Source organism: Mycobacterium sp. (genome assembly GCF_035633495.1).
Lineage (GTDB): Bacteria > Actinomycetota > Actinomycetes > Mycobacteriales > Mycobacteriaceae > Mycobacterium.
Window position 1 is genome coordinate 81,528 of sequence record NZ_DASQEU010000098.1, and the last position, 21,267, is coordinate 102,794.

General features: G+C 66.9%; 24 protein-coding genes and 2 pseudogenes. 16 read left to right on the top strand and 10 right to left on the bottom strand.

The window, feature by feature from the left end:
- Nucleotides 1-44 precede the first annotated feature (44 nt).
- Nucleotides 45-1,532 carry an LCP family protein gene (locus tag VET27_RS15205; protein ID WP_526519473.1) on the top strand — a complete coding sequence of 496 codons (1,488 nt, stop codon included), beginning with the start codon at nt 45-47 and terminating at the stop codon, nt 1,530-1,532.
- A gap of 20 nt (nt 1,533-1,552) precedes the next feature.
- The gene (locus tag VET27_RS15210) at nt 1,553-2,242 is read left to right on the top strand and encodes a TIGR03089 family protein (RefSeq protein ID WP_526519551.1); all 690 of its coding nucleotides are present in this window, start codon (nt 1,553-1,555) and stop codon (nt 2,240-2,242) included.
- Nucleotides 2,243-2,252: 10 nt separating this feature from the next.
- Here the strand turns inward: VET27_RS15210 and VET27_RS15215 are convergent, their stop codons facing one another.
- From VET27_RS15215 to VET27_RS15225, 3 genes are read right to left on the bottom strand one after another with little or no spacing between them, the layout of a single operon-like run.
- Nucleotides 2,253-3,416 (bottom strand): acyl-CoA dehydrogenase, encoded by a 1,164-nt coding sequence (locus VET27_RS15215; RefSeq protein WP_526519475.1) that lies wholly within the window; start codon nt 3,414-3,416, stop codon nt 2,253-2,255.
- Nucleotides 3,417-3,458: 42 nt separating this feature from the next.
- Nucleotides 3,459-3,971, bottom strand: coding sequence for a 5-(carboxyamino)imidazole ribonucleotide mutase (purE, locus tag VET27_RS15220; RefSeq protein WP_526519477.1), 513 nt, complete (start codon nt 3,969-3,971; stop codon nt 3,459-3,461).
- Nucleotides 3,955-5,142 carry a 5-(carboxyamino)imidazole ribonucleotide synthase gene (locus tag VET27_RS15225; protein WP_526519553.1) on the bottom strand — a complete coding sequence of 396 codons (1,188 nt, stop codon included), beginning with the start codon at nt 5,140-5,142 and terminating at the stop codon, nt 3,955-3,957. The genes purE and VET27_RS15225 overlap by 17 nt, the downstream gene beginning before the upstream one ends.
- Before the next feature lie 118 nt (nt 5,143-5,260).
- Here VET27_RS15225 and VET27_RS15230 point away from each other — a divergent pair, with 118 nt between their 5' ends.
- A complete protein-coding gene (locus VET27_RS15230; protein WP_526519479.1) occupies nt 5,261-5,926 on the top strand; it encodes a GtrA family protein in 666 nt (221 codons plus the stop codon).
- On the opposite strand, the gene VET27_RS15235 is transcribed toward VET27_RS15230, so the two are convergent.
- Nucleotides 5,881-6,399 carry a PH domain-containing protein gene (locus tag VET27_RS15235; RefSeq protein WP_526519482.1) on the bottom strand — a complete coding sequence of 173 codons (519 nt, stop codon included), beginning with the start codon at nt 6,397-6,399 and terminating at the stop codon, nt 5,881-5,883. The genes VET27_RS15230 and VET27_RS15235 overlap by 46 nt on opposite strands.
- Nucleotides 6,400-6,426: 27 nt before the next feature.
- Nucleotides 6,427-7,242, bottom strand: a complete 816-nt coding sequence (locus VET27_RS15240) for a biotin--[acetyl-CoA-carboxylase] ligase (RefSeq protein WP_526519484.1) — start codon at nt 7,240-7,242, stop codon at nt 6,427-6,429.
- 558 nt (nt 7,243-7,800) lie between these two features.
- Here VET27_RS15240 and VET27_RS15245 point away from each other — a divergent pair.
- The 9 genes and pseudogenes from VET27_RS15245 (at nt 7,801) to VET27_RS15285 (ending at nt 15,258) form a co-directional block, all read left to right on the top strand.
- A complete protein-coding gene (locus VET27_RS15245; RefSeq protein ID WP_526519486.1) occupies nt 7,801-9,438 on the top strand; it encodes an acyl-CoA carboxylase subunit beta in 1,638 nt (545 codons plus the stop codon).
- 45 nt (nt 9,439-9,483) lie between these two features.
- The gene (locus tag VET27_RS15250; RefSeq protein WP_526519488.1) at nt 9,484-9,765 is read left to right on the top strand and encodes an acyl-CoA carboxylase epsilon subunit; all 282 of its coding nucleotides are present in this window, start codon (nt 9,484-9,486) and stop codon (nt 9,763-9,765) included.
- The gene (locus tag VET27_RS15255; protein ID WP_526519490.1) at nt 9,762-10,406 is read left to right on the top strand and encodes a nucleoside triphosphate pyrophosphatase; all 645 of its coding nucleotides are present in this window, start codon (nt 9,762-9,764) and stop codon (nt 10,404-10,406) included. The genes VET27_RS15250 and VET27_RS15255 overlap by 4 nt, the downstream gene beginning before the upstream one ends.
- A gap of 64 nt (nt 10,407-10,470) precedes the next feature.
- Nucleotides 10,471-10,650, top strand: a pseudogene (locus VET27_RS15260) (NAD-dependent epimerase/dehydratase family protein); the annotation flags it as partial.
- Nucleotides 10,651-10,692: 42 nt separating this feature from the next.
- Nucleotides 10,693-11,580 carry a sulfurtransferase gene (locus VET27_RS15265; protein WP_526519492.1) on the top strand — a complete coding sequence of 296 codons (888 nt, stop codon included), beginning with the start codon at nt 10,693-10,695 and terminating at the stop codon, nt 11,578-11,580.
- On the top strand, nt 11,577-11,993 hold the full coding sequence (locus VET27_RS15270) for a SufE family protein (protein WP_526519494.1): 417 nt from the start codon (nt 11,577-11,579) through the stop codon (nt 11,991-11,993). The genes VET27_RS15265 and VET27_RS15270 overlap by 4 nt, the downstream gene beginning before the upstream one ends.
- Nucleotides 11,994-12,119: 126 nt before the next feature.
- Nucleotides 12,120-13,916, top strand: coding sequence for an acetyl/propionyl/methylcrotonyl-CoA carboxylase subunit alpha (locus tag VET27_RS15275; protein ID WP_526519496.1), 1,797 nt, complete (start codon nt 12,120-12,122; stop codon nt 13,914-13,916).
- 14 nt (nt 13,917-13,930) lie between these two features.
- Nucleotides 13,931-14,263, top strand: a complete 333-nt coding sequence (locus tag VET27_RS15280; RefSeq protein WP_526519498.1) for a hypothetical protein — start codon at nt 13,931-13,933, stop codon at nt 14,261-14,263.
- On the top strand, nt 14,260-15,258 hold the full coding sequence (locus VET27_RS15285; RefSeq protein WP_526519500.1) for a malate dehydrogenase: 999 nt from the start codon (nt 14,260-14,262) through the stop codon (nt 15,256-15,258). The genes VET27_RS15280 and VET27_RS15285 overlap by 4 nt, the downstream gene beginning before the upstream one ends.
- Here VET27_RS15285 and VET27_RS15290 read toward each other — a convergent pair.
- Together VET27_RS15290 and VET27_RS15295 are read right to left on the bottom strand one after the other, a co-directional pair.
- Nucleotides 15,255-15,512, bottom strand: a complete 258-nt coding sequence (locus VET27_RS15290; RefSeq protein ID WP_526519502.1) for a hypothetical protein — start codon at nt 15,510-15,512, stop codon at nt 15,255-15,257. The genes VET27_RS15285 and VET27_RS15290 overlap by 4 nt on opposite strands.
- Before the next feature lie 128 nt (nt 15,513-15,640).
- The gene (locus VET27_RS15295) at nt 15,641-16,186 is read right to left on the bottom strand and encodes a nucleotidyltransferase family protein (protein WP_526519504.1); all 546 of its coding nucleotides are present in this window, start codon (nt 16,184-16,186) and stop codon (nt 15,641-15,643) included.
- A gap of 95 nt (nt 16,187-16,281) precedes the next feature.
- Between VET27_RS15295 and VET27_RS15300 the strand changes: the two are divergent.
- The 4 genes and pseudogenes from VET27_RS15300 to pucL all read left to right on the top strand — a co-directional run.
- Nucleotides 16,282-17,154 (top strand): annotated as a pseudogene (locus VET27_RS15300) (solute carrier family 23 protein); the annotation flags it as partial.
- Nucleotides 17,155-17,664, top strand: coding sequence for a 2-oxo-4-hydroxy-4-carboxy-5-ureidoimidazoline decarboxylase (gene uraD, locus VET27_RS15305; RefSeq protein ID WP_526519506.1), 510 nt, complete (start codon nt 17,155-17,157; stop codon nt 17,662-17,664). It abuts the pseudogene before it with no gap.
- Between the two features lie 88 nt (nt 17,665-17,752).
- Nucleotides 17,753-18,073, top strand: coding sequence for a hydroxyisourate hydrolase (gene uraH / locus VET27_RS15310; protein ID WP_526519508.1), 321 nt, complete (start codon nt 17,753-17,755; stop codon nt 18,071-18,073).
- A gap of 3 nt (nt 18,074-18,076) precedes the next feature.
- Nucleotides 18,077-18,976, top strand: coding sequence for a factor-independent urate hydroxylase (pucL, locus tag VET27_RS15315; protein WP_526519510.1), 900 nt, complete (start codon nt 18,077-18,079; stop codon nt 18,974-18,976).
- Nucleotides 18,977-18,982: 6 nt separating this feature from the next.
- Here pucL and VET27_RS15320 read toward each other — a convergent pair whose 3' ends face one another.
- From VET27_RS15320 to VET27_RS15330, 3 genes are all read right to left on the bottom strand, one after another.
- Entirely contained in the window at nt 18,983-19,771 is a 789-nt protein-coding gene (locus tag VET27_RS15320) for an RNA polymerase sigma factor SigF (RefSeq protein WP_526519513.1), read from the bottom strand.
- A complete protein-coding gene (locus tag VET27_RS15325; protein ID WP_526519515.1) occupies nt 19,768-20,202 on the bottom strand; it encodes an ATP-binding protein in 435 nt (144 codons plus the stop codon). Before VET27_RS15325 ends, VET27_RS15320 begins: the two co-directional genes overlap by 4 nt.
- Before the next feature lie 259 nt (nt 20,203-20,461).
- The coding region (locus VET27_RS15330; protein ID WP_526519517.1) for an ISL3 family transposase at nt 20,462-21,267 on the bottom strand (806 nt) is incomplete at its 5' end.

Below are 21,267 nucleotides of genomic sequence, written 5' to 3' on the forward strand. Positions count from 1 at the left end.
CGGCGTTACCCGGTCTTCGGGCGACTCGCCAGTAGCCTGGGCTGATGCCAGGCCGACTCACCCGCATCGTTGCCGTGGTCGCAGCAGCGGTGATCGTCATCGGCACCGGTGTCGCGTGGGGCAAGATCCGTTCCTTCGAGAACGGGATCAATCACGTGTCGGCCGCCGCACTCGGAGGCGGCGGCGAAGACGGCGCGATCGACATCCTGCTCGTCGGCATGGACAGCAGGACCGACGCGCACGGGAATCCGCTCTCGGCGGACGAACTCGCGGCGCTGCGCGCCGGCGACGACGTCTCGACCAACACCGACACCATCATCCTCGTGCGGATCCCCAACAATGGACGGTCCGCCACCGCGATCTCCGTTCCGCGCGACTCCTTCGTGGAGGCTCCCGGGCTCGACAAGACGAAGATCAACGGCGTCTTCGGCCAGGTCAAACTCGAGAAGATGAAGGAACTCGTCGAGCAGCAGGGCGAGGATCCCGCCGTAGCCGAGCCGAAGGCCACCGAGGCGGCCCGCGAGGCGTTGATCAAGACCGTCGCCAACCTGACCGGTGTCACCGTCGACCACTACGCGGAGATCGGGTTGCTCGGCTTCGCCTTGATCACCGATGCGCTGGGCGGCGTCGACGTCTGCCTCAAGGACGCCGTCTACGAGCCGCTGTCCGGCGCGGACTTTCCCGCGGGCCCGCAGAGGCTGGACGGCCCCCAGGCATTGAGCTTCGTCCGGCAGCGCCACGACCTGCCGAGGGGCGATCTCGACCGGGTCACCCGCCAGCAGGCCGTGATGGCCGCACTGGCCCATCAGGTCATCTCGGGCAAGACGCTGTCGAGCCCGGCCACGCTAAACCGGCTGCAGGACGCCGTGCAGCGTTCCGTCGTGCTGTCCGAAGGCTGGGACATCATGGACTTCGTCCAGCAGATGCAGAAGCTGGCGGGCGGCAACGTCGCCTTCGCCACCATTCCGGTCCTGCAGGAGGACGGGTGGAGCGACGACGGCATGCAGAGCGTCGTGCGGGTCGATCCCACGCAGGTACAGGACTTCGTCTCGGGCCTTCTGCAGGAACAGGACGCGGGCAAGACCGAGCAGCTCGCCTACTCGCCGGCGAAGACCACCGCGGACGTCATGAACGACACCGACGTCAACGGGCTCGCCGCCTCGGTGTCCGAGGTGCTCACCGGCAAGGGGTTCGTCGCGGGCTCCGTCGGCAACAACGAGACCGGTCGCGTGGCGAGTAGCCAGATCCGCGTCGCGAAGGCCGATGACCTTGGTGCGCAGGCGGTTTCGAAGGAGTTGGGCAACCTCCCCATCGTCGAGGACCCGTCGGTGGCACCCGGTTCGGTCCAGGTGGTGATCGCGGGCGACTACACCGGTCCGGGGTCGGGACTGGGTACCGAGGTCTCGGCGGGCGATACGACCGACGCGGCGGGCGACACCATCGACACGGCGGCCGTCGAGTCCACGGACACACCGCTTCCCGCGCCGCCCATCATCACCGCAGGCGCGGACGGCCCGGAGTGCGTGAACTGACGAATCTCGGCTCGGCAGTGATGGATCCGCTGCTCGCCCTCCCCTCGGCGCCGCGCATCACCTTCTACGACGACGCGACCGGCGAACGCATCGAACTGTCGACGGTGACGCTCGCCAACTGGGCGGCCAAGACCGGCAACCTGCTGCGCGACGAACTCGGCGCGGGGCCCGGCAGCCGCGTCGCCGTCCTGCTGCCCGCACACTGGCAGACCCTGGGCGTGATACTCGGCGTGTGGTACGTCGGCGCGGAAGTCGTTCTGGGACAGGACGGCTGCGACATCGCCTGCTGCACGGTGGATCGCCTGGACGACGCCGACGCGGCCGTGGCGCCCGCGGGTGAAGTGGTCGCGTTGTCGCTCGACGCCTTCGGCAGGCCGGTTGCCGGCCTCCCGTTCGGCATTACCGACTATGCCACGTCGGTCCGCGCGCACGGCGATCAGATCACACCGGAGTTCAACCCCGGGCCTGCGTTGAATGGGCGGTCGGTCGCCGAAATCCTCTCCGCCGCAGCGAGTTCAGCCACTGCCCTGGGCCTGACTGCCGCCAGCAGAGTGCTCTCGTCGAAGGCCTGGGACACCGCCGACGAGATGACCGACCACGTGCTGGCGGTGTTGGTGGCCGGCGGGTCGCTGGTCCAGGTTGCACATCCCGATCCGGACGTGCAGGCTCGACGGCGCGAGGCCGAGAAGGTTACCGCGGAACTGAACTAGCTGCCCGCTCCTACTTCAACAATGCGCGGGACATCACGACCCGCTGAATCTGGTTGGTGCCCTCGTAGATCTGGGTGATCTTGGCATCCCGCATGAACCGTTCGACGGGGAAGTCCACGGTGTAGCCGTACCCGCCGAACAATTGCACCGCATCGGTGGTCACCTGCATCGCCACATCCGAGGCGAAGCACTTGGCGGCCGCGGAGATGAAGCCGAGGTTCTGCTCCCCGCGTTCGGCGCGCGCGGCGGCCGAGTACACCATCAGGCGGGCGGCCTCGATCTTCATCGCCATGTCGGCGAGCATGAACTGGACGGCCTGGAAGTCGCTGATCGACTTGCGGAACTGCTTGCGCTCCTTTGTGTAAGCGATCGACGCCTCCAGCGCGCCCTGCGCGATGCCGACGGCCTGCGCTCCGATCGTCGGACGCGTGTGATCAAGCGTCGCCAAGGCCGTCTTGAAACCAGTCCCCGGCTCGCCGATGATGCGATCACCGGGAATCCGGCAGTCCTCGAAGTACAGGTCCGTGGTCGGAGACCCCTTGATGCCCATCTTGCGTTCCTTGGCACCGACGGTGAAGCCGGGATCGTCGGCGTGCACGACGAACGCCGAGATTCCGTTGGCGCCCTTCTCGGGATCGGTCACCGCCATCACCGTGTACCACGTCGACTTGCCGCCATTGGAGATCCAGCACTTCGATCCGTTGAGCACCCAGTCGTCACCGTCCTGCTTGGCCCGGGTACGCATCGCCGCGGCGTCACTGCCCGCCTCGCGTTCGGACAGCGCGTAGGACGCGGTGGCCTCCCCCGCCCCGATCGAGGGCAGCACCTGCTTCTTGAGTTCCTCCGAACCCTTCAACAGCATGCCCATGGTGCCGAGCTTGTTGCAGATCGGGATCAGCGACGACGAGGCGCACACCCGGGCGACCTCTTCGATCACGATGCACGCCGCCAAGGAGTCACCGCCCTGACCGCCGTATTCCTCAGGAATGTGGATCGCCGAGAAGCCCGACGAATTGAGCGCTAACAGCGCTTCATCGGTGTAGCGGGCCTTCTCGTCGACGTCGGACGCGTACGGTGCGATCTCCTTGTCGCACAGATCACGTAGGACCTTGCGCATCTCAACGTGTTCTTCGGACAGCTGAAAGACCTCGAACGACGGGTTACCTACGGACATGCGCTACTCCTCGCCACTCGCCGGTAACTTTACTCCGCTGAGTCACGGACCCAACAGTCGCTCCCGCAGCGCCGCATCCTTTTCCAGCACCATGTCTTCCAGACTCGCCTGGAAGGCCTCCATCCGGCGCCGCAGGCCCAGGTCCGATGCGCCGAGGATGCGCACCGCGAGCAGACCGGCGTTGCGGGCGCCACCGATCGACACCGTCGCGACCGGCACCCCGGCGGGCATCTGCACGATCGACAACAGGGCATCGAGACCGTCGAGTTGCGCGAGCGGCACGGGAACGCCGATCACCGGCAGCGGGGTGGCCGAAGCGACCATGCCCGGGAGATGGGCTGCACCGCCCGCCCCGGCGATGACGACCTCGATGCCCCGGTCCGCGGCGCTTCGCGCGTAGTCGAGCATGCGGCCGGGCGTGCGGTGCGCGGACACCACGCCGACTTCGAAGGGCACGTCGAATTCCGCGAGGGCCGCCGCCGCGTCCTCCATCACCGACCAGTCGCTGTCGCTGCCCATTATGACGCCGACCCGGGCGCTATTCGGCATGTTCATTCCATCCGTCCGTCCATTCGCCACGAGACAACCAGTGCGCCGCGCGAACGGCACGTTCCCGGACCTCGGCGACGTAGTCGGCGTCGTCCAGTGAGCCCGAGGCCGCACCGAGCACGTTGACGTGGCCGATCTTGCGCCCTGGGCGTTCGGACTTGCCGTAGAGATGCACGTTCGCCTCGGGTGCCCGCGCGAAGAGGTGATGCAGCCGCTCGTCCATGCTCATCGGGGGCGCCTGTGGTGCGCCGAGCACGTTGGCCATCACCGTGACCGGTGCGATAGGCCCGGTGGCCCCCAGCGGATAGTCCAGGACCGCCCGCAAATGCTGCTCGAACTGGCTGGTGACGGCGCCGTTCATGGTCCAGTGCCCGGAGTTGTGCGGGCGCATCGCCAGCTCGTTGACCAGCAGCGTGCCCTCGACCGTCTCGAACAACTCCACCGCGAGCACGCCCACGACTCCCAGCTCGCCGGCAATGCGCAGGCCCAGCTGCTCCGCTGCGGAGCCGAGTTCGGCGTCGAGATCGGGCGCTGGTGCGATGACCTCCACGCAGATGCCGTCCCGCTGCACCGTCTGCACGACGGGCCACGCCGCACCCTGCCCGAACGGCGACCGCGCGACCAACGCCGACAGCTCGCGCCGCATGTCGACCCGTTCCTCGACCAGGACCGCGGTGCCGTCGGCGAGGTAGCGCTCGGCCACCGCGCGCGCCTCGGCGAGGTCCTTGGCCAGCGTGACGCCGCGCCCGTCGTATCCACCGCGAACGGTCTTGACGACGATCGGCCCGCCTACCCGCGCCGCGAAGGCGTCTACGTCAGAGGGCGCGGTGACCTCCGCGAACCGGGGAATGGGCGCTCCGAGCGCCTCGAGCCGACGGCGCATCACCAGCTTGTCCTGGGCGTGAACCAGCGCCTGCGGCGGCGGTGCGACGTTCACGCCCTGATCGACGAGCACTTGCAACAAGTCGGTGGGGACGTGCTCGTGGTCGAAGGTCAAGGCCGAGGCACCCGCGGCGGCGCGGGCCAGCGCGTCGGCGTCGGTGTGCGAGCCGATGACCACGTCGGGGGTGACCTGGGCGGCGGGATCGTCCGGCGAAGCGGCCAGCACCCGCAGGGTCTGGCCCAATGCGACGGCGGCCTGGTGGGTCATCCTGGCCAACTGGCCGCCGCCGATCATGGCTACGACTGGAGGTGCACTCACGGTCCTATGTTGTCATGGTCCCGATCCTTGGGCGGACCCGTCGCGACCTGCACGGCTACGCGTCAGATGCCTGATTTCCGTAGACTGCCCTCTTGTGTCTTTCACCGATGCCACCATCGCGCGCCTACAGCGCATGGTTCGGCCCTACGCCGAGCGGCATCACGAGCTCATCAAGTTCGCGATCGTCGGTGGCACGACGTTCATCATCGACTCCGCGATCTTCTACACGCTCAAGCTGACGATCCTCGAGCCGAAGCCGGTCACGGCCAAGATCATCTCCGGCATCGTCGCCGTGATCGCGTCCTACATCCTCAATCGGGAATGGAGCTTCCGGGACCGCGGCGGTCGCGAGCGCCATCACGAAGCGCTGCTGTTCTTCGGCGTCAGCAGTATCGGCGTCATGATCTGCATGGCGCCGCTGTGGTTCTCCAGTTACGTGCTGGAACTGCGAGTCCCCATGGTGAGCCTGACGATGGAGAACATCGCCGACTTCATCTCCGCCTACATCATCGGCAACCTGCTGCAGATGGCGTTCCGGTTTTGGGCGTTCCGGCGTTGGGTGTTCCCCGACGAGTTCGGCCGCGCCCCGGACAAGGCGGTCGAGGCGTCAATCACCGCGGGCGGGCTCGCCGAGGCGCTCGAGGACGAGATCGAGCAGGGCCACACCAGAAACACGGTCACCCCGCTTCGAGGCCGCCGGGCGCGGCGCGCAGCTCAGCTGGGCGATTCCTCCGAGCCGAGCGTGTCGAAGACTTCATGATAGAGCAGTGAGTGAACCTGCTCCACACGCGGAATGTCGTGAAATTCCAGGGGATCTTGCGAGGCTGACTCGATGATCAGGGTTCCGGTGCGGAGTACGCGATCGATCAGGCCGTGACGGAACTCCACGCTGTTGATCCGCGCCAGCGGAATGTCGATGCCGGAGCGCGTCATGACCCCGTGGCGGAACATCACCCGGCGGTCAGTGATGACGAAATGCGTTGAGCGCCAATTCAAGACCGGCCACAACGTGAGCCACCCGACGAGAATCAGCCAGATCACCCCAATGACGATCATCACGATGTTCTTCGCCATCTGATCCCAGGTCATGTGATTGACCACGCCCAAGCCGAAACCCGCCACGGCCGTCGCCAGTAGGAGCACGAACACCGGGCCGATCAATCGCTTCCAGTGCGGATGGCGATGCAGTACGACACGCTCGTCTGCGGCCAGCACGTTGTCCGGATAGCCCACGATGGCACTCTACCCAGCCGTAATCGGCTACCCGGGGCGAAGGTGCACGATGTCTCCGGCGGACACCACGACGACCTCGCAGCCGGTGTCGATGCGCAGGCGACCCTGGTCGTCGATGGCCAACGCGTCGCCCACCACCTGCCGGTCACCGGGCAGCGTGGCCCGCACGCGTGAGCAGATCGTGAGGCTGTTCGCGACATAGTCCGCCATCAGCGCCTCGTCCGCCCCACCCGCCGCCTTGAGGCCTTCGACGCGCCGGCTCAGCTCCCGCAACAAAGCGCCGATGAGTGCCGCACGGTCAGGTTCGGCGGCGCCGAGAACCGTCAGCGAGGTGGCCGTCGGCTCGGGCAGCTCGTCAGCCCGGAGCGAGACGTTGAGTCCGATGCCGACGACGATGACCGACGCGGGCGTCGCCACCTCGGCAAGGATGCCTGCGAGTTTGCGACCGTCGTTGGCCGCGAGGACGTCGTTGGGCCACTTGAGCCCCGTCCGGATCCCGGTGACCTCGGCGACGGCGTCGACGACGGCGAGACCCGCCGCCAGGGGCACCCATCCCCATGCGGCCGCGGGCGTGCCGTCCGCGGGCACGCCGACCGACATGGTGATCTGCGCTCCAGGCACCGCCGACCAGCTGCGGCCGTTGCGACCACGGCCTGCAGTCTGGTTCTCGGCGATGAGCACGGCCCAGGAGACGTCCTCACCGGCCGAAGCCCGCGCGATCAGATCCGCGTTGGTCGAACCGGTTTCGGGCACGACACTCAACCGGCGCCAACCCGACGCACCGAGTATGCGTGCGCGCAACGCCGCCTCGTCGAGAGGGTCCCGCGCACCTTCAGCAGTCATTTTGGACGGGCTTTCCCTCGAATCGACCAGTCATCCCGCGGATCACGTCCAGACCGTCGCACGGATTGTGTCCGCCCTCGGATCGAAGCGGATGGTGATGGTCCCGCCCAATTAGCACGCCCTTTCGACGGCCGCCCTCGTCCACTCGGCATCGATGTAGGGTTCATTGCCACCGTAGTACTTCGATTATTGTGATGCGCATCACATGCGCTGCGGGTAAGTCGCCTGCTGGCGCAGTCGTGCATGCTGTTTCTTCTGCGAAGACTTTACTGTGGGCAAACTCACTTAGCCACGCACTGGCCAACCCGTGCGCCCGCGCACGCGCACAACTGTGAATTCCTTGCTGTGGTCGTCCAACCGTCTAGCACGATCGATCCTGCTAGATCAGGGTACTAATGACATGTCGGAAACCTCGGCGAAGCGAATCCGGCAAATTTTGCCCAGCAACATTTTCGCAAATAGGCCCGACGCACGTCGGGTGCTGTCAGTCCGTGGCATGCCGCGGACTGTTCGGGGGCGATCGGTCACCTGCACCCACTGCCGATAGCATCGACACCCATGACGAGCGTCACCGAAACCGACAAGACCGCAGCCGGGGCCGAGATCGACATCCACACCACGGCGGGCAAGCTCGCCGATCTCCGCAAGCGGGCCGATGAAACGCTGCACCCGGTCGGTGAAGAGGCCGTCGAGAAGGTGCACGCGAAGGGCAAGCTGACTGCACGCGAGCGCGTCTTCGCACTGCTGGACGAGGGGTCGTTCGTCGAGCTCGACGCGCTGGCCAAGCACCGCAGCAAGAACTTCGGGCTCGACGCGAACCGCCCAGTCGGTGACGGCGTGGTCACCGGCTACGGCACCATCGACGGACGCGACGTCTGCATCTTCAGCCAGGACGCCACCGTGTTCGGCGGCAGCCTCGGCGAGGTCTACGGCGAGAAGATCGTCAAGGTGCAGGAACTGGCCATCAAGACCGGCCGTCCCTTGATCGGCATCAACGACGGAGCGGGCGCGCGCATCCAGGAGGGTGTCGTCTCGCTGGGCCTGTACAGCAAGATCTTCCGCAACAACATCCTGGCCTCAGGCGTCATCCCGCAAATCTCGCTTATCATGGGCGCCGCCGCCGGCGGGCACGTCTACTCCCCCGCGCTCACCGACTTCGTGGTGATGGTCGACCAGACCAGTCAGATGTTCATCACCGGTCCGGACGTCATCAAGACGGTCACCGGTGAAGAGGTGACCATGGAGGAACTTGGTGGTGCGCACACCCACATGGCCAAGTCGGGCACCGCGCACTACGTGGCCTCCGGTGAGCAGGATGCCTTCGACTACGTCCGCGACCTGCTCAGCTACCTGCCGCCCAACAGTGCGTCCGAGCCGCCGCGCTACCCGGCCCCGCCCCATCCTGGCGCCGTCGAGGACAACCTCACCGACGAGGACCTCGAGCTCGACACGCTGATCCCCGATTCGCCGAACCAGCCCTACGACATGCACGAGGTGATCACCCGCATCCTCGACGACGACGAGTTCCTCGAAGTGCAGGCCGGTTACGCAGGCAACATCGTCGTCGGCTTCGGACGGGTCGACGGCCGCACCGTGGGCATCGTCGCCAACCAGCCCACCCAGTTCGCCGGCTGCCTGGACATCAACGCCTCGGAGAAGGCGGCGCGGTTCGTGCGGACCTGCGACTGCTTCAACATCCCGATCATCATGCTGGTGGACGTCCCGGGCTTCCTGCCGGGCACCGACCAGGAGTACAACGGCATCATCCGGCGTGGCGCCAAGCTCCTGTACGCCTACGGTGAGGCGACCGTCGCCAAGATCACCGTCATCACCCGCAAGGCCTACGGCGGCGCGTACTGCGTCATGGGCTCCAAGGACATGGGCTGCGATGTCAACGTCGCCTGGCCGACCGCGCAGATCGCCGTGATGGGCGCCTCCGGTGCCGTCGGCTTCGTCTACCGCGGTCAGCTCAAGGAAGCCGCCAAGGAGGGAGCCGACGTCGACGCGCTTCGCCTGGAGTTACAGCAGGACTACGAGGACACCTTGGTCAATCCCTACGTGGCCGCCGAGCGGGGCTATGTCGACGCGGTCATCCCGCCGTCGCACACCCGCGGTTACATCGCGGCCGCGCTACGCCTACTGGAGCGCAAGATCGTGCAACTGCCGCCCAAGAAGCACGGCAACATTCCTCTGTAAGCCTCCCGGCGTAAACCTGCCCGCCCCCCGACGAACGGACTTCCCGTGTCACAAGACGTCGACATCACCGAGGTCTCCGACCCGCAGAACCTCACCATCGACGCCCCCATCGACTCGTCGGTGCCCGAGATCAGGATCCTCAAGGGCAACCCCAGCGACGAGGACCTGGCCGCGCTAGTGACCGTGCTCGCCGGCGGCAGCGGCGGTACCACGGAGCCCGGTCCGCAGGAACTCAATCTGTGGGGTCATCCGGTGGACAAGCTGCGCTATTCGGTAGTCAGCTGGCAGCGCGTGACTCAGTTGGAACGCACGCACGTTCGCCGATGACGCGGGTGATCCTCGCGTCGGCATCCGCCGGCCGGCGGAAGGTCCTGCGAGGCGCGGGCATCGACCCGCTGGTGATGGTGTCCGGCGTCGACGAAGACGCATTCGCCGCGTCGTTGCCGGCTGACGCCGGCCCCGCGATCGTGACGACCGCCCTCGCCACCGCGAAGGCCGAGGCCGTGGCGCATACGTTGGACGCCCAGTTGAGCGCGGATTGCGTTGTCATCGGCTGTGATTCGATGCTGTACCGCGCCGGTCGCCTGTGGGGGAAGCCTTCGACCGAGGCAGCCGCGATCGAGGGCTGGCGGGCGATGGCCGGCACGTCGGGCGAGCTCTACACCGGGCACAGCGTGATTCGCCTGCGCGCCAATCAGATCGAGGCCCGAGCCGCGGAGCACGCGGTGACCACCGTGCACTTCGGTCACCCGTCGGACGCGGACGTAGAGGCCTATGCCCGCAGCGGTGAACCCACCGCCGTGGCAGGGGGCTTCACGCTCGATGGCCTCGGCGGCTGGTTCGTCGACGGCGTCGAGGGGGATCCGTCGACGGTGATCGGCATCGGGCTGCCATTGATGCGGACCCTCTTCGAACGGGTCGGCCTCACCGTTGCGGGTCTCTGGCGCGCAAACGCCGCCGCCAACTGACGCTGCGAGCCCCGGCCTCCGCGCGGAAGCAAACCATGCGGGCAACTGAGATTCTGCCCTGGTCGTCACCAACTGGGGCAGCGGCAGCCCGCGCCGGGAGTTCCTGCACGTCGACGATCTCGCGGGCGCCTGCCTGCACCTGCTGGAACACTCCGACGGACCTCGTCAGGTCAACGTCGGCACCGGTGAGGATCACACCATCCGGGAGATCGCCCAGATGGTCTCGGTCGCATCGAGCGTCGGTGAGGATCTGGCCCGCAGCAGGCGAGCCGGTAGGCTCGTTCGCGTGCCGCTACCTGCAGACCCGTCACCATCCCTGGCTGCCTATGCCCACCCGGAACGATTGGTCACCGCCGACTGGCTGGCGGGCAACATCGGCCGACCGGGTCTCGCCATCGTGGAGTCCGACGAGGACGTCCTGCTCTACGACACCGGGCACATTCCCGGCGCCGTGAAGATCGACTGGCACACCGACCTCAACGACCCGCACGTCCGCGACTACATCGACGGGGCGCAGTTCGCCGCGTTGATGGATCGCAAGGGCATCAGCCGGGACGACACCGTCGTGATCTATGGCGACAAGAGCAACTGGTGGGCGGCCTATGCACTCTGGGTGTTCACCCTGTTCGGTCATCCCGACGTCAGGCTGCTCGACGGTGGACGCGACCTGTGGGTGTCCAACGGCCGCGATACCAACCTCGACGTGCCGTCGAAGCAGACGACGGGCTACCCGGTCGTCGAGCGCGACGATGCCCCGATCCGCGCCTACAAGGACGACGTGCTGGCGATCCTCGGACGCCAGCCTCTAATCGACGTCCGCTCCCCCCTGGAGTACACCGGGGAACGCACCCATATGCCGGACTACCCCGAAGAGGGCGCACTGCGTGGCGGCCACATCCCGACGGCGATGTCGATCCCGTGGGCCAAGGCCGCGCTGGACAGCGGGCAGTTCCGCAGCCGGGCCGAACTCGAGGAGCTGTACGGATTCCTGCAGCCGGACGACAAGACCGTCGTGTACTGCCGCATCGGTGAGCGCTCCAGTCACACCTGGTTCGTGCTGACCCACCTGCTTGGCAAGGAGGGCGTGCGCAACTACGACGGTTCGTGGACCGAATGGGGTAACGCGGTGCGCGTCCCCGTCGCCGTCGGAGAAGAGCCCGGCGAAGCGCCATGACGATGCCGGCCGCGCTGGCCGAGGTCGTGTCGGACTTCGCCGACATGCAAGGCCAGGACAAACTCCACCTCCTGCTCGAGTTCGCGAACGACCTGCCACCCATACCGGCCGACCTCGAAGAGGCCGCCATGGAGCCGGTGCCCGAGTGTCAGTCACCATTGTTTCTGCACGTCGACGCCGCTGACCGTGACCACGTCCGGTTGTACTTCAGCGCGCCGGCGGAGGCGCCGACCACGCGGGGGTTCGCGGCGATCCTGGCCGCGGGCCTAGACGAGCATTCGGCCGACGAGATCCTCGCCGTGCCCGACGACTTCTACGCAGACCTCGGCCTGGCCAAGTTGATCAGCCCACTGCGGTTGCGCGGGATGTCTGCGATGTTGACCCGGATCAAACGACGGCTCCGCGAAACCTGATGAGCGGCAGGTAAACCTACCGGCGAGTAACGGACACCGCTTGACGCGGTACTCGGTCCCGCCGCTTAAACTGCCTCCGATACATTCTTAAAGAGGTTTCTTAGAGACATGCCATCAGGAGGCGCAGTGCCAAGTCACGCCAGCTCGAAGATCTCCAAGGTGCTCGTCGCCAACCGTGGCGAGATCGCCGTCCGGGTGATCCGGGCCGCCAAGGACGCGGGGCTGGCCAGCGTGGCCGTGTACGCCGATCCCGATGCCGACGCACCACACGTCCGCCTCGCCGACGAGGCCTTCGCCCTGGGTGGCCAGACCTCGGCGGAGTCCTACCTCGACTTCGTCAAGATCCTCGACGCAGCCCACAAGTCGGGCGCGAACGCCATCCACCCCGGCTACGGGTTCCTCTCCGAGAACGCCGACTTCGCCCAAGCCGTCCTCGATGCCAACCTCATCTGGATCGGACCCAGCCCGCAGTCGATCCGCGACCTCGGCGACAAGGTGACCGCCCGCCACATCGCCGCGAAGGCCGACGCGCCGCTGGTCCCCGGCACCCCCGACCCGGTCAGGAACGCCGACGAGATCGTCGCGTTCGCCACGGAGTACGGCGTCCCGATCGCCATCAAGGCCGCGTTCGGTGGCGGTGGTCGCGGCATGAAGGTCGCCCGCACCATCGAGGAGATCCCCGAGCTGTTCGACTCCGCGACCCGAGAGGCCGTCTCGGCGTTCGGCCGCGGTGAGTGCTTCGTCGAGCGCTACCTGGACAAGCCACGCCACGTCGAGGCTCAGGTCATCGCCGATACCCACGGCAACGTCGTCGTCGCCGGCACGCGCGACTGCTCGTTGCAGCGACGCTTCCAGAAGCTGGTGGAGGAAGCGCCTGCTCCATTCCTCTCCGATGCGCAGCGCAAGGAGATCCACGAGTCCGCCAAGCGCATCTGCAAGGAAGCCGGCTACTACGGCGCGGGGACCGTCGAGTACCTCGTCGGCCAGGACGGACTGGTCTCGTTCCTGGAGGTCAACACCCGCCTGCAGGTCGAGCACCCGGTCACCGAGGAGACCTCGGGGATCGACTTGGTGCGCCAGCAATTCCGGATCGCCAACGGCGAGGCTCTCGACATCACCGAGGACCCCACCCCCCGCGGTCACTCGTTCGAGTTCCGCATCAACGGTGAGGACGCCGGCCGTGGCTTCCTGCCCGCACCGGGTCCCGTCACCAAGTTCGACCCGCCGACCGGCCCGGGCGTGCGCCTGGACTCCGGTGTCGAGACCGGCTCGGTGATCGGCGGCCAGTTCGATTCGATGCTGGCCAAGCTGATCGTCACCGGCGCCACCCGCGAGGAGGCCTTGGACCGGTCGCGTCGCGCGCTGGCCGAGTTCGACGTCGAGGGTCTGGCGACCGTCATCCCGTTCCACCGCGCGGTGGTGTCCGACCCGGCGTTCATCGGCGACGACAACGGCTTCACGGTGCACACCCGGTGGATCGAGACCGAGTGGGACAACACCGTGGAACCGTTCACCGCGGGCGAGCCCGTCGACGAGGAGGACAGCCTGCCCAGGCAGAAGGTCGTCGTCGAGGTCGGCGGACGCCGCGTCGAGGTATCCCTGCCCGGTGATCTGGCCATCGGTGGTGGAGGCGGCGCAGCACCCGGCGTGATCCGCAAGAAGCCCAAGCCGCGCAAGCGGGGCGCGAGGAACGGCGCCGCGGCGTCGGGTGACGCCGTCACGGCCCCCATGCAGGGCACCGTCGTCAAGGTGGCCGTCGAAGAGGGCCAGCAGGTGTCGGCCGGTGACCTCGTCGCCGTCCTCGAGGCCATGAAGATGGAGAACCCCGTGACGGCCCACAAGGACGGGACCATCACCGGGCTCGCCGTCGAGCCGGGTGCGGCCGTCACTCAAGGCACCATGCTCGCCGAGATCAAGGACTGACGGCTCGCCCCGACGTGGAACCCGTCGAGATCAACAACGGAACGTGGTACCTGCGGGCGCTGCGCTACGACGACCGCGTGGACGACCGACCAGCACTCGCCGAGCTCGGAGAGACCGACCTCGACTACATCGACGAGGCCGAGGACGGCTGGACCGACGACACCCTGTACACGTGGGCCGTGTGCGAACCGTCCACCGGTGAGCTGCTCGCCGAGATAACCCTGGACCCCAAATCGGGGTTCATGGGTAGCAGGGCGCGCCCAGGGCACGAGGATGCAGCGGCCATGTCCGAGGACACCGTCCGCCGTTACGCCTCCGAGATCCTCAACATTCGGGTGTCGACGTGACGGTCGCCCAGCCGAAACCCAAGGTCGTCACGGTGACCGGCGCCGCGGGCCAGATCGGCTATGCCGCACTGTTCCGGATCGGTGCGGGCGCACTGCTGGGTCGGAGCGTACCGGTGACGCTGCGACTGCTCGAGCTGCCGTCGGCAGTCCGCGCGGCCGAGGGCGTGGTGATGGAACTCATCGACAGCGCCTTCGACCTGCTCGCCGGGGTGGAGATCCACGACGACCCCGTCCGTGCGTTCGATGGCGTCGACGTCGCCCTGCTCGTGGGTGCCAAGCCCCGGAGCAAGGGGATGGAGCGCGCCGACCTGCTGGCCGCCAACGCCGCGATCTTCGCCGAGGCCGGCAGGGCGCTCAACGCGGGCGCATCGTCGGACGTCCGCATCGCGGTGGTTGGCAACCCCGCCAACACCAATGCACTCGTCGCCTCCGCCCACGCGCCCGACATCCCGGCAGAACGATTCACCGCGCTGACAAGACTCGACCACAACCGTGCCGTCGCCGCGCTCGCCGCACATGCGCGGGTCCACATAACCGACGTCTCGCGGGTGACGGTGTGGGGCAACCACTCCCCGACCATGTACCCCGACATCTTCCACGCCGACGTCGGTGGCCGGCCAGGCGCCGAGTACGCGGCCGACACCGACTGGCTGACAAAGGATTTCATCCCCACGGTGGCCAAACGCGGCACGGCCATCATCGAGGCCCGCGGCACGTCGTCAGCCGCGTCGGCCGCCAACGCGGCCATCGACCACGTCCGCGACTGGGTGGACGGCACCGATGCAGACGACTGGACGTCGGTGGCGCTGCCCTCGCCCGGCGTCTACGGCATCCCCCAGGGCGTCGTGGCGTCGCTGCCCGTCCGTGCGGTCGACGGCGCATGGCAGATCGTGGAGGGCCTGGACATCAACGATTTCTCCCGCGCCCGCATCGACGCATCGGTCGCCGAACTCGAAGGGGAACGCGCGGCCGTCGCCGCGCTGGGATTGCTCTAGCCCTCGAAGTTCGCAGACCTGTAGGCATCCACCGCGCCGAACGGCAGCGGCCCCCGCCTGCCGATGCGGTAGCCGTTGTCGTTGTCGTTGCACCATTCCCGGATGACGACGCCCTCGTGACCGCTGACCTGCTTACGCCACGGGTCGACGCGTGCGAGGTGTCGTCGCCGCGGACCTCCCGCCCGTCGCCCGCGATCGCCCACCCCATCATGGTGCGGCGCATCGATCAGCACGACGATCTTCTTCGTTCCCATGGCGAACGACCTCTCACCTCGTGGCGCAAGAGGCGCCATCCCCCCGGGAAGCCGATCGCCGACCACCGTCCGCGAGATGTCCCCAGACCCGCGTCATAGCTGTGCACCACCGCCGAGGGGATCGCTATCTACCGTTCGTCGATGTCCACGCCGCTCGCGAGGTCACCGCATTCGACGGCCACCACGTCCTCCCGGTCGTTAAGAAACACGCGCGCTCCCTCGTCGTCGCGTAGCGTCGCCGACAGAGCCGCCCAGTGCCTCCGTGCGATCGCCACGGGATGACCCGGCCGTCCGCCGTAGGTGGCCCGGGCCAGTCCCGACGTCGACGACCCCACCGCGCTCAGGACGCGGGCGACGACGTCGGCGCCGACGTCCGGGGTGTCGACCAGATGCAGAAGCACCACATCGGCGGCGCCCGCCGCACCAATCCCGGCGCGCAGCGAGGCACTCATGCCCGTGGCCCAGTCCTCGGCCAGCACCGCGCGGGCGGGTGGGGGAACGTCGACCAGGGCGGCACCCAACACCACCACGACGTCGGAACATCCGCCGTCGGCCAAGGCATCTACCGCTCTGCGCAGCCACTCCCCTTGATCCGCAAGGGCTTTCGGCATGCCGTAGCGAGATCCAGCTCCTGCGGCCAGCACCACGCCGGCTACGGAGCGCGTCCTCGACATGCGAACATCATCAACCTGGTCGATTCTTGACCGATGTCCGCCCCGGTCACCAAGACTCCGAGGAAGCGCGTGCACCCGGCGACGAGGTGCTCCCGCTGCCCAAGGTGGCCGCCGTCGTCTCGTCCATTCCGAATCCGGTGCTCGGCGGCGCGGCACTCACGCTGTTCGCGACGGTCGCGGTGGTCGGCATCCAGACCCTCGGCAAGGTCGACTTCACCGATCACCGCAACCTGATCATCGTCACGACCAGCCTGGCGCTGGCGCTGTGGGTGACCTCGTATACCGACGTCGCCAAGGCGATGCCGCCGGGCATCGACCTGCCGTTCGGCAGTGGCATCAGCATCGGGGCGATGGCCGCCATCCTGCTCAACGTCGTGTTCTTCCATCTCGGCATCAGAAAGGGCCCCCGCGTGGCGGGCGGCGGCACCATTAGCCTCGACGAAGTGAACTCGATGACCGAGGAGCGCTTCATGGAGGTGTTCGGGCACGTGGTGCAGGACGTTCCATGGGCCGTCGAGCGGGCCTTCGAGCAGCGTCCGTTCGCCGACACCTGGGCATTGCCGGAGGCGTTCCAGGACGCGGTGTTGACCGGGTCCTCCGAGCAACGGCTTCAGCTAATCAACGTCTTCCACGACCTCTGCGCCGAGGACGAGACGGGCCACGCGCTCGCCGTCGACCACGTGGCACTGAGCAATCTCGCCGAGGAGGACCACAACGACGTCGTCGAACTTGCCGGCGCATATCGCGAGCACTTCGGGTTCCCGCTGGTGATTTGTGCGCGCGAAACCGAACACTTCGACCGCGTGATCAAGAATGGCTGGTCACGGATGGACAACTCCACACCCGCGGAGAAGGCGTTCGCGCTGATCGAAATCGCCAAGATCGCCAACTACCGCTTCGACGACCTGGTGGCCGACGCCAACCCCATCGCCGCGGCGCGGTTTGGCCGGCTCAACGAATTGCAGTAGATGCCCACCCAGGGAGCTCTCGGCTTGGACGGCCTCAACGGGCTGACTGACCGCCAGCGCATGAACCTTTTGTTCGGCGTGTGCTCGTCGACCATCTGGGCGCAACGGGTGCTGGCCGGTGGCCCCTTTCGTGACGTCGATGCTCTGCTGGATCGCGCCGACCGGGTGCTTGCCGAGCTTCCCGACGCTGAGATCGACGCAGCCTTGGACGGTCATCCGCGGATCGGCGCCCAGGTCGACAACGCGTCCTCGGCGCGCGAACAGGCCGCCGTGGTGACGGCCGCCGATTCCGTGAAAGCCGAATCGGCCACGAGGAACGCCGAGTACGACGAGAAGTTCGGGTACGTCTACCTGGTGTGCGCCAGCGGCCGGTCCGCCGAAGAGCTGCTGGCCATCCTGACCGAACGCCTGCACAACGATGCCGAGACCGAGCGGCGGGTGATGCGCAGCGAGTTGGCAGAGATCAACCGGCTGCGACTGGAACGGCTGCTCAGCGCCCCCTCGACATGACACTTCTCCCGCCCCGAGTGGCCAGCTGTCGAACGGTTTTCCCGGCTTTGCGTGTCGCAAGTGGCCACTCGCGGTCAGGATCGACGACATGAGTCTCTCCACCCACGTCCTCGACGCCATGTCCGGCAAGCCCGCCGCAGGTGTCGCCGTCACCCTGACCGACGCCGCGGGCGCGCAGCTCACAATCGCAGCCACCAACGACGACGGACGCATCGCCAACCTGGGCGACGACCTGCCCGCCGGGGTATACCGCCTGCACTTCGACACGGGAAGCTACTTCGCCGAGCTGGACGTTCCCACGTTCTACCCCGAGATCGTCGTCGCGTTCGAAATCACCGACGCAGCAGGCAGATACCACGTCCCGGTGTTGCTCTCGCCCCATGCCTATTCCACCTACCGAGGGAGTTGAGCGGTGTCCAACATCATTCTGGGCAAGAACCAGTACGGCAAGGCAGAGAGTCGCGTCGTCAGGATCTATCGCGACACCCCACGCCACGAGATCCATGACATCAACGTATCCACCTGCCTACGAGGCGATTTCAGTGCAGCTCACCTGGCGGGCGATCAATCCGACGTGCTGCCCACCGACACGCAGAAGCAGACCGCCTACGCCTACGCCAAGTCCAACGGCCTGCTGTCGATCGAAGACTATGGCCTGACGCTGGCGCGGCACTTCGTCAACGACGTCGAACCGGTCGACGGCGCGCGCATCGAGATCGAGGAGTACGCCTGGGAGCGCGCGATCGTCGACGGCGCAGAGCACGACTACACCTGGATTCGCAAGGGCCAGGAGGTCCGTACCGCCGCGATCACCGTCGATGCCGATGGCGAATGGGTCGTCGGCGGGCTCAAGGACATGGTCATCCTGAAGTCCACCGGTTCACAGTTCACCGGATTTCTAAGCGACCCGTACACCATCCTGGAGCCGACGCACGATCGGGTGATGGCGACATCGCTTGTCGCACAGTGGCGGTTCACCTCCACCACCGTCGACTGGGAGGCGACCTTCGCGGGTGTCAAGACCCAACTGGTCAAACAGTTCGCCGTCGTCCAGTCGCTCGCCCTGCAACAGACCCTCTTCGAGATGGGCAAGGCCGTGCTCGAGACGTACCCGTTCATCGCGGAGGTCCGACTGTCCGCGCCGAACAAGCACCACTTCGTCTACGACCTGTCACCGTTCGGGCTGGAGAACGACAAGGAGGTCTTCAACGCCGACGACCGGCCCTACGGCCTCATCCAGGCCACGGTCACGCGTGACGATGCCGCGCCGACAGGCGCCGCCTGGGACGTCTATCGGGGTTGGCTGTCGTAGAGCCCGCTATTCGAGTTGATCTCTCAGCCGCGCAAGCGATTTCGCAAGCAGCCGCGACACGTGCATCTGAGAGATGCCCACCCGTTCCGCGATCTGTGTCTGCGTCATCGACTCGAAGAACCGCAGAAGGAGTACCTGACGCTCGCGTTCGGGAAGGCTGGCGAGCAAGGGCCGCAAGGACTCCCGGTTCTCGATCTGGTCGAGATTGAGGTCGACGTCACCAAGGGTGTCCGCGATGGCGGGGGCCTCTTCGGTTCCGCCACCCGCACCATCGATCGACAACGTGTTGTAGGAGCTGCCCGCCACCAGGCCCTCGACGATCTCCTCGCGGTCCATCTCCAGTTCCGCGGCCAGTTCCGACGGGGTGGGGGCGCGCTCGAGTCGCTGCGACAACTCGGCCGTCGCCGCGCCGAGTCGCAGGTGGAGTTCCTTGAGCCGACGCGGCACCTTCACCGACCAGCTGTTGTCCCGGAAGTGGCGGCGAACCTCACCCATGATGGTCGGCACCGCGAACGACACGAAGTCCGAGCCGGCGTCCACGTCGAAGCGGATGACGGCATTGACCAGACCCACCCGGGCCACTTGGACCAGATCGTCACGAGGCTCGCCGCGGCCGTCGAAACGCCTCGCGATGTGGTCGGCAAGCGGCAGGCATCGTTCCACGATCGCGTCGCGCTGACGCATGAACTTGGTGGAACCCTCCCGCAGCTCCTGCAACGCGCGGAACATGACGACCACGTCCGCGTATTCAGAGTCCGAACGTGAAGCCGAACCCCGAGAGGACGACGCCGTCACTGCAACGAGCTCGCTCGTCTCGTCGTCATGGATATGCCGAAGACCTGCGAGTCCTCAATGCCATGGCCGTCGTGGAAGATGCTGACCTCGTCGGTCAGAGAACTCAGGACGTGCCAGCTGAAGCTGCCGGGAACGACGATGTCGGGTGACGAGCAAGCGGTCGAGACGTCGACGACGAGTTGCTCCTCGAGCGGATGCACCACCAGGACGAGAGTCGCCTCGGGTGTGGCCGACCTGATCAGCCGGGTACAGGCTTCGTCCACCGCCAGGCGGAGGTCGGCGACGCTGTCGAAGTCGAGATCCTCGTACGTCCCAACGGCGCCCACCACGGTGCGCAACACCGCAAGATTCTCCAGCTTCGCCGCGACCCGCACCTCGACGGATCGTGGGCTCCGACGCCCCCCGTCGTGATCGTACTGACCGTCTGACACGCGCCCTCCAACTGATCTCCAGGCGAGATTACCCCGAGGGGGCTCCCAGCTAACCACGAGCACTCCGATCATCAGTTGATCGTGCGCCAGAGCAATCGACGAGGGTCGTCGCCGCGGGCTTGCTCGCGCTGATGGTCGCACCTCCCGCTCGATTCGCCGTAATCATTCGAGGCAAGGATGCCCAGCCAATCCGCGCTTAAACCCATGTGACGACCGCCTCCAACGGGAACCGTTCCAAATCGGGCCGAAAAAACAGGCTCTACTGACGGATCCGTGGGTGTTTGGTGCGTCCCGGTAGCGCGGGGCGGTGGCCGCCGAGGGCAAGCATGGCCAGGGCCACGAGTGCTTCTGGGGAGCGGAATCCGAAGGCGATTCGGGTCAGTAGCCGGATTTTGGTGTTGGTGGATTCGATGAGTCCTTGGGATAGGCCGTGTTCGAGTGCGGCGTTGATGGCCACCCGGTGTCGAACGATGCGGCCGGCCAGTTCCACGAACACCGGGATGCGACAACGACGCGCCCAGGAGATCCACCGGTCCAGAGCCTGTTTGCCTTCCTCGCCCTTGACCGAGAACACATGTCGTAAGCCCTCTTTGAGCAGATAGGCACGATAGAGGCGGGTATCGGTCTTGGCGACCCACGCCAGTTTGGCGTTCTGACGGTCGGTGAGGTCCTCGGGATTCTTCCACAGCGCGTAGCGGGCGCCCTTGAGCTTGCGGGCGTGCTCGTGCCCCGGCCGCGGCGCGGTGTCCTTGCCGGGCCGACCCCGGCCCCACTTGGGCTCGGTGCGCGCCAGCGCTCGCGCGTCGTTCCAGGCCCGGCGCCGCTCGACGTCGAGCGCCTCGGTGGCCCAGGCCACCACGTGAAACGGGTCCGCACAACGGATCGCGTCCGGGCAGCGTTCGGCGACGACGTCGGCGATCCAGTCGGCGGCATCAGCGGAGACGTGGGTGATCTGCGCGCACCGCTGGGCGCCCAAGGCGTCGAAGAACCGCCGCAGCGTCTTGGTGTCGCGCCCGGGTGCGGCCCACACCAGCCGGCCACTGTCGTGATCGACCACCACCGTCA

Coding starts and splice junctions, on each gene's coding strand:
- VET27_RS15205 (WP_526519473.1), top strand. CDS start 45: ATGCCAGGCCGACTCACCCGCATCGTTGCCGTGGTCGCAGCAGCGGTG.
- VET27_RS15210 (WP_526519551.1), top strand. CDS start 1,553: ATGGATCCGCTGCTCGCCCTCCCCTCGGCGCCGCGCATCACCTTCTAC.
- VET27_RS15215 (WP_526519475.1), bottom strand. CDS start 3,416: ATGTCCGTAGGTAACCCGTCGTTCGAGGTCTTTCAGCTGTCCGAAGAA.
- purE (WP_526519477.1), bottom strand. CDS start 3,971: ATGAACATGCCGAATAGCGCCCGGGTCGGCGTCATAATGGGCAGCGAC.
- VET27_RS15225 (WP_526519553.1), bottom strand. CDS start 5,142: ATGATCGGCGGCGGCCAGTTGGCCAGGATGACCCACCAGGCCGCCGTC.
- VET27_RS15240 (WP_526519484.1), bottom strand. CDS start 7,242: ATGACTGCTGAAGGTGCGCGGGACCCTCTCGACGAGGCGGCGTTGCGC.
- VET27_RS15245 (WP_526519486.1), top strand. CDS start 7,801: ATGACGAGCGTCACCGAAACCGACAAGACCGCAGCCGGGGCCGAGATC.
- VET27_RS15255 (WP_526519490.1), top strand. CDS start 9,762: ATGACGCGGGTGATCCTCGCGTCGGCATCCGCCGGCCGGCGGAAGGTC.
- VET27_RS15270 (WP_526519494.1), top strand. CDS start 11,577: ATGACGATGCCGGCCGCGCTGGCCGAGGTCGTGTCGGACTTCGCCGAC.
- VET27_RS15290 (WP_526519502.1), bottom strand. CDS start 15,512: ATGGGAACGAAGAAGATCGTCGTGCTGATCGATGCGCCGCACCATGAT.
- VET27_RS15295 (WP_526519504.1), bottom strand. CDS start 16,186: ATGTCGAGGACGCGCTCCGTAGCCGGCGTGGTGCTGGCCGCAGGAGCT.
- uraD (WP_526519506.1), top strand. CDS start 17,155: ATGCCCACCCAGGGAGCTCTCGGCTTGGACGGCCTCAACGGGCTGACT.
- uraH (WP_526519508.1), top strand. CDS start 17,753: ATGAGTCTCTCCACCCACGTCCTCGACGCCATGTCCGGCAAGCCCGCC.